This is a genomic window from Micromonospora sp. NPDC049089, assembly GCF_040648775.1.
In the GTDB taxonomy this organism is placed as follows: Bacteria; Actinomycetota; Actinomycetes; order Mycobacteriales; family Micromonosporaceae; genus Micromonospora.
In genome coordinates this window covers 1-10,690 of record NZ_JBEZEH010000233.1, presented here as the reverse complement: position 1 = coordinate 10,690, position 10,690 = coordinate 1, and the positions used below count along the sequence as shown (strand labels likewise).

The window sequence follows — 10,690 nt, the reverse complement described above, 5'->3', positions numbered from 1 at the left end:
TCGGTGACGATCGCGATCTCACGTTCGGTCAGCCCGCTGTCGAGGTGCACCCCGGGAAGCAGGTTGAGCAGCTCGGCGGCAACGCTGCCCGGGGGTCCTCGCCACGGATCCGGGCCACCAGCAGGCGGGCCATCTGCCGGCCCATCTCCTCCACCGGCTGGAAGACAGTGGTCAGCGGCGGCTCAGCCTGTCGGGCGATGGTCGCGTCGTCGAAGCCGATCACCGCGACGTCCTCGGGCACACGCCGGCCGGCCTCCCGCAGGGTACGCAGCGCGCCGAACGCCATGAGGTCGGACGCGACGAAGACCGCGTCCAGGTCCGGGCAGACATCCAGCAGTCGGCGCATTCCGGCAGCGCCGCTGCCCTCGCTGAAGTCGCCGTACGCGATCAGGTCGGGGTTGACGCTGGCGCCGGTGGCCTTGACCGCATCGGTGTAGCCAGCCAGACGGGCCAGCCCGGCACCCATGTCCTGCGGACCGGCGATGGTGGCGACGCGCCGCCGGCCCTGTCTCGCCAGGTACTCCACCGCCTGCCGGGCCCCGCCAACGTTGTCCACGTCGACAAACCAGGCCGGTTGGGCGCCGGGTTGCAGCATCCGGGCGGGCCGACCGCCGAGCACGGCGGGCAGGCCGCGCTCCTCCAGCAGCGTCGGCAGCGGGTCGGAGTCGTGCAACGACAGCAGCAGTACGCCGTCGACGTGCTGGTTGGTGAGGTGGTGCTCGACGCGCTCCCGTTCCACCGGCGACTGGGCCATGGCCAGCCAGAGCTGCATCGGCGTCTCCAGCAGCCCGGAGCTGATCCCCCGCACGATGGAGGCGAAGAACGGCTCGGTGAAGACCCGCTCGCCGGATTCGGACACCACCAACGCGACGGAGTCGGTCCGCTGGGTGACGAGCGCACGGGCGGCCCGGTTCGGCACGTACCCCAGCTCTGCGATGGCCTGTTGGACCGCGGCCCGGGCCTCCGGGCTGACCTGGGGCGAGCCGTTGACCACGCGGGAGACTGTGCCCCGACCGACGCCGGCACGCGCCGCGACCGCGTCGAGGGTCGGGCGCCCGAGCGACCGGGTGCGCTGCGTTGTCATCGTGTGCTCCTCCGACGGCGGGCGGACCCGGCGCCACCTGCGGGAGGTGGACGCCGGGGCCGTCCTGATGGCTGGCCCGAGCCTATTGTGCGGCCAGACCGTTGCGCCGGATCACCGAGGCGTACCACTTGGCGCTGGACTTGGGGGTGCGGACCTGACTGTCGTAGTCGACGTGGATCATGCCGAACCGCTTGGTGTAACCCCAGGCCCATTCGAAATTATCCATCAGCGACCAGGCAAAGTATCCCCGCAGAGGCACTCCGGCGTCGATCGCCTCGTGGGCGGCGCGCAGGTGGGCATCGAAGTAGGCCAGCCGATCGACGTCGTCGACCTGCCCGTCGACCATCGAGTCGACGAACGCGGAGCCGTTTTCGGTGACGTACAGGGGCAGCTCGGTGTAGTCGTGCACCCGGCGCAGCGTCTCGGTCAGACCCGGGGCGTCGATCTCCCAGCCCATGTCCGTGACCGGAACGCCACGGCTGACGAACCGGACGTCCTCGCTGCCCGGCCAGCACGAGGGGGCCGGGTCGGCCTCCACGCCCTCGACCGGCGCGGCGACCACGTGCCGGCTGTAGTAGTTGACCCCGACCAGGTCCAGCGGCGTGGAGATGGTCGCCAGGTCGCCGTCGTGCACGTGCTCGAAGTCGGTCACCGTGCTGAGGTCGGCCACCAGGTCCTCCGGGTACGACCCCCGCAGCAGCGGGTCCAGGAAGAACCGGTTGGCCAAACCGTCGATACGCCGCGCCGCGTCCACGTCGGCGGGGCTGTCGCTGGCCGGGTCGACCGGGTAGAGGTTGACTGTCACGCCCACCTCGGCGCCCGGCCGGGAGGCCCGCAGTGCCTGCACGGCCAGGCCGTGACCGAGCATCAGGTGGTGGCCGGCGCGCACCGCGTCCGCTCCGTCGGTGCGGCCGGGGGCGTGCACGCCGGAGCCGTAGCCGAGGAACGCCGAGCACCACGGCTCGTTCAGCGTGGTCCAGTAGCGCACCCGGTCACCGAGCGCGTCGGCCATCAGGGTGGTGTAGTCGGCGAAGCGGGCCGCAGTGTCCCGGGCCGGCCAACCGCCGGCGTCTTCGAGCGGCTGCGGCAGATCCCAGTGGTAGAGGGTGAGCCACGGCTCGATGCCGTTGGCCAGCAGCTCGTCCACGAGTCGCCGGTAGAAGTCCAGGCCCTGCGGGTTGGCCGCGCCGACGCCGCCGGGCTGCACCCGGGACCAGGAGACCGAGAAACGGTACGACTTGAGGCCCAGCTCGGCCATCAGCGCGACGTCCTCGCCGAGGCGGTGGTAGTGGTCGCACGCCACATCGCCGGTGTGCCCGGAGAGGACGCGGCCGTCGGTGTGGCTGAAGGTGTCCCAGATCGACGGGGTGCGGCCGTCCACGGCTGCCGCCCCCTCGATCTGGTATGCCGCCGTCGCGGCCCCCCAGAGGAATCCGGGTGGAAAGGTCAGCCCGGGACGCTCGTCGAGGACGTCGACGGCGGGTGGGCTGGCGGGGTTGCTCACGACTTGACGGCACCTTCCATGATCCCGCCGATGATCTGGCGGCCGAACACGAGAAAGACGATTACCAGGGGGATGGTGCCGATCGCCGTGGCGGCGAACACCTGGGAATAGTCGGTGTAGTAGGCGTACGAGAGGAAGGAGAGCGAGACCTGGAGGGTCGGGTTCTCCGGGGTGAGGATGGCGTACGGCCAGAGGAACGAGTTCCAGGTCTCCATGAAGGTCAGCAGACCGAGCACGCCGGCGGCGGGACGCAGCGCGGGCAGCACGATGCTCCAGTAGATCCGGAACGTGCTGGCCCCGTCGACGCGACCGGCCTCGATCAGCTCGTCGGAGATCGCCTGGCTGGCGTACTGCCGCATCATGAACACGCCGAAGGCGGTGACCAGGAACGGCACGGTGACCGCGTAGAGCGTGTCGTACCACCCCAGGTCCTGCATCATGCCCCAGAGCGGGATGAGCCCCATCTGGGTCGGGATCATCATGGTGACGATGATCGCCAGCAGGAGGGCGTTGCTGCCGCGGAACTTCAGCTTGGCGAAGGCGAACCCGGCCAGCGAACCGGTGAGCACCACCGACAGGGTGACCACCGAGGAGACGATGATCGAGTTCATCATGCCGGTGAGGAAGTTGGCGGCGTCGTTGTCGAGCACCCGCTGGAAGTTGTCACCGAACGCGCCACCGGGGGTCAGCGGCGGCGGCACGTCGTTGATGTTGTCCAGGCTGCGGCTGCCGATCACCAGCATGTAGTAGAACGGGTAGATCGACAGCAGTGCCGCCAGGACGAGCGCCAGGTAGGTCAGCGGGCTGGTGCGCCACAGGCGCTGGGAAGCCGAGATCATCGATCTCTCCTCACTTCGCCGAGCGGCGGACGAGTAGGAAGTTGAACAGCGACACCACGATGATGATCATGAAGATCGCCCAGGCGACCGCGGCTCCGTAGCCGGCGGTGTTCAGGTTCACGATGCCCATCTCGTACATGTACATGGCCAGCGTCTGGAACTCCCGCTGGTTGCCGCCGATGATGTTGCCGTTACCGAAGAGCAGGGGCTCGGTGAAGAGCTGCATGCCGCCGATCGTGGACAGGATGACGACGAAGATGAAGGTGGGCTTGAGCATCGGCAGGGTGATCTGCCAAAACTGTCGCCACGGGCCGGCGCCGTCGATCTCCGCGGCCTCGTAGAGGTCCTTCGGGATGGCCTGCATGCCGGCGAGCAGGATCAGGGTGTTGTACCCGGTCCACCGCCAGTTGACCATGGAGGAGATGGCCGTCCAGGAACTCCACCGGTGCCCGTCCCAGTCGACCGGGTCGACACCGACGAAGCTGAGCAGCCAGTTGAACAGACCGAACTCCCGCTGGAACAGCATCCCGAAGACGATCGCGACCGCGGCCACCGACACCACGTTCGGCATGAAGATGGCCATCCGGAAGAAGGTCTTGGCGCGCAGGAGGGTCCGGTTGAGCAGGTTCGCCAGGAAGAGGGCGAGCAACAACTGCGGGATGGTCGACAGGGCGAAGATGCCGAACGTGTTGACCAGCGCGTTCCAGAAGTACTCGTCGGACACCAGCCGGGTGTAGTTGTCGAAGCCGATGAACGTGTGGTCGCCGATCATGTCCCAGTCGTGCAGCGACATCCAGGCCGTACGCACCATCGGGTACAGCCCGAACACACCGAAGATCAGGAAGAACGGGGCGATGTAGAGGTACGGCGAGTACTTCACATCGAGGCGGTTGAGTAATCTTCCCCGTCGACGTTGGCGATCGACGTCGGGAGAAGGCGGTGCTGCTGGCGACGGCCGTGCCGTCGTGGCCGACAGGCTCATGCGAATTTCCTTTTCCGGCGAGGCCCGGGGGCCCTCGCGCAGGGCGCTACGCGGAGGGGACCGGCCGGTGGCGTCCGGGAAGCCCCGAACGCCACCGGCAGGGAATCACTCAGAAGGCACCCTGAGTCTTTGCGTCCTTCGTGAACTGCTCCCAGGCCTTCGCCTTGTCGGCCTGCCCGTTCTCGAACGCCCGCAGAGCCGGCTCGAGCGCGTTCTCCTTCACCGCCTGGTGCTTCGGGCCCAGGTGGGTCGGCTGGATCTTGGCGACGCTCTCGCCGAAGATCTTGCCGGTCGGCGCGTTGCTGAAGTACTCGTTGGTGTAGCTGATGAACGCCTCGTTCTTCAGCGCCTCCAGGTTCGTGGGCAGCGGGCCCTTGAGCTTGAACGCCTCGACCTGGCTCTTCGCGTTGGTCAGGTACTCGGCGAGCTTCGCCGCCTCGTTCGGGTACTTGCTCTGCGCCGGAACCGCGAGCCACGAGCCGCCCCAGTTACCGCCGCCGCCCGGCACGGACGCGACATCCCACTTGCCCTTGTTGGCCGGACCGGAGTTGTCCGACACGATGCCGAGCATCCACGACGGGCAGAAGGTGGCAGCGAAGGTGCCCTGCTTGAAGCCACCCGACCACTCCGGCGACCAGGTGGACGCCTTGGCGGAGATGTCCGCCATCGAGGTGGCGGTGTCCCAGGCGTTCTTCACCGCGGGGCTGGTGTCCGCGATGATGTTGTCTTCCTTGTCGTAGAACAGGTCACCGTTGCCCTGGAAGAGCACACCGTTGGAGACGGCGGTGATCGAGTCGATGAACGCCTTGCCGCCGCTGCCCTGCTTGTACTTCAGACCGGCGTCGTGGAAGCCCTTCCAGTCCGGCCAGAGCGCCGACACCTGGTCACGCTCGGTGGGCAGGCCGGCCGCCTGGAACAGGTCCTTGCGGTAGCAGACGGCGAGGCTGCCGACGTCGGTCGGCAGGCCGATCAGTCGACCGTCCGGCGCCTTGCCCAGCTCCCACTTCCAGGGCAGGTATTCCTTCGAGTGGTCGGCGACCAGCGGAGTGAGGTCGGCCCAGTTACGCGCGTTGGGCTTGAACTCGTTGAGGATGCCCTCTTCCAGGGCGGTGACGTCCGCCGCGCCCTTGCCGGTGGCCAGGTAGCGGACCAGCTTCGGCCGGTACTCACCGAGCTGCGCGGTCTTGCGCAGCTCGACCTTGATGCCGGTGTCCTTCTCGTACTGCTTGACGAGATCGTCGTAGCCCATCTCGCCGAAGGTGTCGACGACCAACTTGGCGGGCTTCTCGCCGGCCGCTGGCTTGTCGTCGTCGTTGCCGCAGGCCGCGAGTCCGCCGATTGCGGTGATCGCGGCCAGGGCAGCGGCCGCCAGGCGGGTACGCCGCGTGGTGACACTCATGCGCTGACCCCTCTTTCCGGTGGTGAGGCTGGGTGGTTGTGGTGGGGGGTGTCTCATCGCGCCAGGCCGGGGATGCGTGAGTGACCCATGCCACCTCCGGGAGCGCTCCCATGAGATTGCCGGCGGGTAACGGGAGTGTCAATAGGACGTTGGGAGCGTTCCCAGATCGTTACCCCTGACCACTCCCCCCGCACCAACCCCAACCACACCCCCCGCCCCACCGGGGTGATCAAGAAGTTTCGGTCAGAAAGCGGAGCCCAGCTGACGCAAACCTCTTGATCGACAACGCTCGGTCGGGGCGCGGCAGGGGTGGGTGGGTGGGGTGGGTGGTGGATCAGCAGAAGTGGCGCAGGAGCGTGGTCGCGCGGGTGGGGTCGAAGCGGGACGGGTCGAAGGTCGGACCCGCCCAGTCCCGCAGCATCGCGTGGCGGGAGCTGACGAGGTCGGCCGTGTCGCTCTCGTCGTCCACGGCTTCCAGGAGCGCCTGGTAGCCCAACGACCCGCCGACACCCTCCGGCGGGCAGGCCCGCTCCCCGGCCACGCAGACCGGGTACCGCTCGTCGGGGTCGGCCGTCAACGCGTCCTCCACGACCAGGTCGTGCTCCCACCAGTCGCCGAAGTCGTACGTGTAGGAGAACCGGCTGCCCTTGCCGAGCACCGCGTCGAGCCGCACGTCCAGCTCGTCGTGCAACCCCAACTCCCCGTCCGCGTCCGGCTCGCCGTACTGCACCGCGTCGATCTCGAACGAGTGCAGGTGGCAGTCCCGCCAACCCATCGCGTGCTGCACCACCCGGTGCAGCCGATCCAGCGTGTAGCCGGCCGGCACGAGAACCCGGCGCCAGACCGGCGGGCGGGTGCCGGCGAGGGACATCTTCAGCTGGAAGATCTGACGCGCCATGCTGTCCTGTCCTCCCGCGGCTTAGGCTGCGAGCATGATCTGCCGAGCGTGCCGGGCCCGGCGACACGACGACTGCCCGGGCCGGAACTGGTGCGACTGCCAGCACCGTACCGCCGAACCCACCCCTCCGGTCACCGGTCCGGCCGACGAATGACCGTCGGAATTCCGATCCGACGGCTCTGGCCCGAGCCGTCGACGCAGCCGCTCGACGACTCCGCGCTGACCGCCCTCTACGGTCGCGCCGACGAGCCCCGACTGCGGGTGAACTTCGTGGCCAGCCTGGACGGCGCGGTCACCGTGGACGGCTACTCGGCCGGGCTCTCCGGCGAGCCGGACAAGCGGGTGTTCGGCCTGCTGCGGATGGTCTGCGACGCGCTGGTGGTGGCCGCCGGCACACTGCGCCACGAGAAGTACCGGGCGGTCCGGCTCAACGAGCGCCGCCGAGCCTGGCGTCTGGCCAACGGGCTGGCGGAGTACCCGACGCTGGTGGTCGTCTCGAACACCCTCGACCTGGACCCGGCGCAGGCCGCCTTCGCCGACGCGCCGACCCGCCCGGTGGTGCTCACCCACGCCGACGCCGATCCCCCGCCCGGCCTGACCGACGTCGCCGACGTGCTGCGCTGCGGCGCCGAGCGGGTCGACCTGGCCGCCGGTCTCGCCGAGCTGCACCGCCGTGGGCTCACCCAACTGCTCTGCGAGGGCGGTCCGCACCTGTTCGGCGCGCTCACCGCCGCCGACCTGGTGGACGAGCTGTGCCTCACCGTCTCGCCGCTGCTGGCCGGGGCCGGCCCCGGCCGGATCACCGCCGGCGACACCGCACCGCCCCGGCACCTGCCACTGCGCCACGTGCTCGCCTCCGACGACGGCGTCCTGATGCTCCGCCACGCCCGCCCGTGAGACCTCAGTCGGTGAGCACCGCCCCGGGAGCCCACGGGATCCGGTAGCGCTGGCCGTCGGCGGTGCTCGCCCAGACCTGCACCTCGTCGTACGGCTCGGCGGCGACCACCTCGGCCACCGCGCCGCGCGGTGCCGCGCCGAGGGGATGCGACACGCCGTCGGCGACGACCTCGACGGTACGCCCCTGCGGAGCCTGGACCAGGACGTAGAGCCGACCGCCGGAGCGCCGGGCCACGGCCACGCCCAGCCCGCTGCCGGTGGATCGGACGGCTGCGCAGACCGCGTCACCATCGACGCAGGCCAGGTCGTACGAGAGGTAGTCGAGCAACCGGCGCGGACCGCCCCCGTCCGGGGTGATCAGCACCTCGGCCGCCTGTCCCCCGGCGGCCCGCTCCTCGGCGCGCGGCTCCCGTCGCAGCAGCACCAGCGTCTCCGTCCCGATCCGGCCGACGGCGACGACCTGCGCCTGCGTCACCGGTCGACCGTCGGAACCGACGATCCCGGTCGGGACGTCGGCAGCCGCGTTCGACGCGGTGCCCCCGCCCTCGCTGCCGCCACCGCGACCGGCCGGTCCCAGTTGCGGGAGCAGCAGTGCCCCAGCGGCGACCACCACGGTCACCGTGCCGCCCGAGAGCAGCAGACGCCGACGGCGACGCGCCCGGCTTCTCGTGACGACCCGTTGGGCGAGACCGGGTGGCAGCTCCACTGTCGCGACGGCGTGGTCGAGCAGGGCCGCCACCTCGTTGTCACGCATGGTTCTCCTCCGCGAGGTCGAGGTCGAGTGGGGGAACACCGGCCGCCTCCAGTCGGGCTCGCAGGCGGCGCAGACCACGCGAAGCCTGGCTCTTCACCGAGCCCACCGAACATTCCAGTTCGGCGGCAGCCTCCGCCTCGGAGAAACCGAGCCAGTACCGGACCACCACCACCGCCCGCATCCGCGGTGGAAGCTCCCGCAGCGCCGTCAGCAGCAACTCCCGGTCGTCGACCCGGGTCATCTCATCCTGCTGCGGCACCGCCTCTGGAAGACCGGCGACCCGACGTCGGTTCCACGGGGAGCGCCACCGGCTGACCAAACGGTTGGTCATGGCGCGACGCAGGTAGGCCTCCGGCTGCCGTTGCCGGACCACGTGCCAGCGCGGGTACGCCTGCTCCAGCACCTCCTGCAACAGGTCCTCGGCGTCCGCCCGCTGCCCGGTGATCAGTACGGCGAAGCGGAGCAGTCGCGGGCCGCTCGTCGCGACGAAGGCGCCGAAGTCGTCATTCATACGTGCTCCATGCCTAGGTAACGCGCCCGGTGCCCCGGGAGTTGAGTCCGGACCTCGCGCGGTGCACGCCAACACGACTCCCGCCCACCTCATGCGCTCGGTCGAACACCCAGCGTCATGAGTGTGACGGCGCATGGTGTCGTCCGCCGCGTCGCGTGGCGACCTGTCGTACTCCTCGGGCAGGATGCACTGCATGCGCGCCGACCGTGATGCCCGACCGACCCGAGCCGCCCGATGACCGACGCCGAGCTCGACAGCCCGGGCGGCGTGGTCGGCCGCGTGCTGGGCACCGCCGACGCCACCCCGTTGCAGTTCTGGACGGCCGTCGCCCCGGGCAGTTACCTCCAGCTCGACGACGTGGTGGTCACCCGGCGCGAGCTGCCGGACCGGGAGCCGGTGACGATCGCCGGGGTGGTCACCCAGGTCCGCGCTCGGCACGAGGGCGCCCAGTTCGAGTCCGACGTGTTCGCCATCGCCGACGGCACCCTGCCCGCGCAGGTGCAGGAGGCGGCCGAGGTGACCACCACCCGGGTCGATCCGGAGCTGTACGTGCCGCCGACACCGGGCGCTGTGGTGCACCGGGCCGAGGGTGACGCCCGGGCCCGCGCGCTGCACTTCGACCGGATGGAGCGGCGCATCCCGATGGGGATGGGTCGGGACGGGGTCCCGGTCTACCTCAACGCCGACTTCCTCGACGGCAGCCGGGGCGCGCACGTCTCGATCTCCGGCATCTCCGGGGTGGCCACCAAGACCAGCTTCGCCACCTTCCTGCTCTACTCGGTGTTCCGCTCCGGCGTGCTGGGCGGCGACGCGGTCAACGCCAAGGCGCTGATCTTCAACGTCAAGGGCGAGGATCTGCTCTTCCTCGACCACCCGAACACCCGCCTCGACGAGCCCACCCGCGCCGCGTACGCGAAGCTCGGGTTGAGCGCTGGTGCCTTCCCCGACGTGCGGGTGTACGCCCCGCCCCGGGTCGGTGACTCGGCCGGCACGCCGGATGTGAGCAGCCGGCTCACCGGGGTCGACGCGTTCTACTGGACATTGAGCGAGTTCTGCACCGACCGCCTGCTGCCGTACGTCTTCGCCGACGCCGACGACGAGCGCCAGCAGTACACGATGGTGGTCCACTCGGTGGCCGCGCACCTGGCCCGCTACGCCCAGCCCGCCGACGGCGGAGTGAGCATCGACGGGGTGCGGCTCGGCTCCTACGGCGATCTGGTCGACCACATCGTCGATCAGCTCAACGACGACGAGACCCGCTCCGACTGGGCGGGTAGCGCTGTGGGGCTGGGGACCGTCAACGCGTTCGCCCGGCGGTTGATCGGCAGCAAGAAGGACCTGGCCCGGCTGATCCGTGGCGACCTCGCCACCCGCCGCCCCCACTCCATCAACACGAGCGAGTCGGCCCAGGTGACAGTGGTCGACCTGCACAACCTTCCCGACCGCGCGCAGCGGTTCGTGGTCGGTGTGACGCTCAAGAGCGAGTTCGAGCGCAAGGAGAAGTCGGGCACCGCCAAGCCGCTGCTCTTCGTCGTCCTCGACGAGCTCAACAAGTACGCCCCCCGGGAGGGCTCCTCGCCGATCAAGGAGGTCCTGCTGGACATCGCCGAGCGGGGCCGCTCGCTCGGGGTGATCCTGATCGGCGCGCAGCAGACGGCGAGCGAGGTGGAGCGGCGGATCGTCACCAACTCGGCGATCCGGGTGGTGGGCCGGGTCGACCCCGCCGAGGGGGCCCCCCCCGCGTTCCGCGTCCAGCCCCCCCCCCACCGCCCGCGGGCGGTGCTGGGCAAGCCGGGGACCAAGTTAGTGAAACAACCGGACA

General features: G+C 69.9%; 10 protein-coding genes. 2 read left to right on the top strand and 8 right to left on the bottom strand.

Features of this window, described 5'->3' with window-relative positions:
• Window positions 1-28: 28 nt before the first annotated feature.
• The 6 genes from AB0B48_RS28930 to AB0B48_RS28905 all read right to left on the bottom strand — a co-directional run bounded on the left by AB0B48_RS28930 (window position 29) and on the right by AB0B48_RS28905 (window position 6,706).
• Window positions 29-1,084 carry a LacI family DNA-binding transcriptional regulator gene (locus AB0B48_RS28930; protein ID WP_357206994.1) on the bottom strand — a complete coding sequence of 352 codons (1,056 nt, stop codon included), beginning with the start codon at window positions 1,082-1,084 and terminating at the stop codon, window positions 29-31.
• A gap of 82 nt (window positions 1,085-1,166) precedes the next feature.
• Window positions 1,167-2,588 carry a GH1 family beta-glucosidase gene (locus tag AB0B48_RS28925; protein WP_357206992.1) on the bottom strand — a complete coding sequence of 474 codons (1,422 nt, stop codon included), beginning with the start codon at window positions 2,586-2,588 and terminating at the stop codon, window positions 1,167-1,169.
• Window positions 2,585-3,427, bottom strand: coding sequence for a carbohydrate ABC transporter permease (locus tag AB0B48_RS28920; protein ID WP_357206990.1), 843 nt, complete (start codon window positions 3,425-3,427; stop codon window positions 2,585-2,587). Before AB0B48_RS28920 ends, AB0B48_RS28925 begins: the two co-directional genes overlap by 4 nt.
• Window positions 3,428-3,437: 10 nt before the next feature.
• The gene (locus AB0B48_RS28915; protein ID WP_357206988.1) at window positions 3,438-4,409 is read right to left on the bottom strand and encodes a sugar ABC transporter permease; all 972 of its coding nucleotides are present in this window, start codon (window positions 4,407-4,409) and stop codon (window positions 3,438-3,440) included.
• Window positions 4,410-4,518: 109 nt separating this feature from the next.
• Window positions 4,519-5,808, bottom strand: a complete 1,290-nt coding sequence (locus tag AB0B48_RS28910) for an extracellular solute-binding protein (RefSeq protein ID WP_357206986.1) — start codon at window positions 5,806-5,808, stop codon at window positions 4,519-4,521.
• Window positions 5,809-6,142: 334 nt separating this feature from the next.
• Window positions 6,143-6,706 (bottom strand): plasmid pRiA4b ORF-3 family protein, encoded by a 564-nt coding sequence (locus AB0B48_RS28905; protein WP_357206984.1) that lies wholly within the window; start codon window positions 6,704-6,706, stop codon window positions 6,143-6,145.
• Between the two features lie 150 nt (window positions 6,707-6,856).
• On the opposite strand from AB0B48_RS28905, the gene AB0B48_RS28900 reads away from it, so the two are divergent.
• Entirely contained in the window at window positions 6,857-7,603 is a 747-nt protein-coding gene (locus tag AB0B48_RS28900; RefSeq protein WP_357206983.1) for a pyrimidine reductase family protein, read from the top strand.
• Between the two features lie 4 nt (window positions 7,604-7,607).
• On the opposite strand, the gene AB0B48_RS28895 is transcribed toward AB0B48_RS28900, so the two are convergent.
• Together AB0B48_RS28895 and AB0B48_RS28890 are read right to left on the bottom strand one after the other, a co-directional pair.
• Window positions 7,608-8,357, bottom strand: coding sequence for a hypothetical protein (locus tag AB0B48_RS28895; RefSeq protein WP_357206982.1), 750 nt, complete (start codon window positions 8,355-8,357; stop codon window positions 7,608-7,610).
• Window positions 8,350-8,868 carry a SigE family RNA polymerase sigma factor gene (locus AB0B48_RS28890; protein WP_357206980.1) on the bottom strand — a complete coding sequence of 173 codons (519 nt, stop codon included), beginning with the start codon at window positions 8,866-8,868 and terminating at the stop codon, window positions 8,350-8,352. The genes AB0B48_RS28895 and AB0B48_RS28890 overlap by 8 nt, the downstream gene beginning before the upstream one ends.
• Before the next feature lie 234 nt (window positions 8,869-9,102).
• Here AB0B48_RS28890 and AB0B48_RS28885 point away from each other — a divergent pair.
• The coding region (locus tag AB0B48_RS28885) for an ATP-binding protein (RefSeq protein ID WP_357206978.1) at window positions 9,103-10,690 on the top strand (1,588 nt) is incomplete at its 3' end.

Bases quoted from the DNA above. Each gene is read 5' to 3' on its own strand.
- AB0B48_RS28930 (WP_357206994.1), bottom strand. From the start codon at position 1,084: ATGACAACGCAGCGCACCCGGTCGCTCGGGCGCCCGACCCTCGACGCG.
- AB0B48_RS28905 (WP_357206984.1), bottom strand. From the start codon at position 6,706: ATGGCGCGTCAGATCTTCCAGCTGAAGATGTCCCTCGCCGGCACCCGC.
- AB0B48_RS28920 (WP_357206990.1), bottom strand. From the start codon at position 3,427: ATGATCTCGGCTTCCCAGCGCCTGTGGCGCACCAGCCCGCTGACCTAC.
- AB0B48_RS28900 (WP_357206983.1), top strand. From the start codon at position 6,857: ATGACCGTCGGAATTCCGATCCGACGGCTCTGGCCCGAGCCGTCGACG.
- AB0B48_RS28910 (WP_357206986.1), bottom strand. From the start codon at position 5,808: ATGAGTGTCACCACGCGGCGTACCCGCCTGGCGGCCGCTGCCCTGGCC.
- AB0B48_RS28915 (WP_357206988.1), bottom strand. From the start codon at position 4,409: ATGAGCCTGTCGGCCACGACGGCACGGCCGTCGCCAGCAGCACCGCCT.
- AB0B48_RS28890 (WP_357206980.1), bottom strand. From the start codon at position 8,868: ATGAATGACGACTTCGGCGCCTTCGTCGCGACGAGCGGCCCGCGACTG.
- AB0B48_RS28895 (WP_357206982.1), bottom strand. From the start codon at position 8,357: ATGCGTGACAACGAGGTGGCGGCCCTGCTCGACCACGCCGTCGCGACA.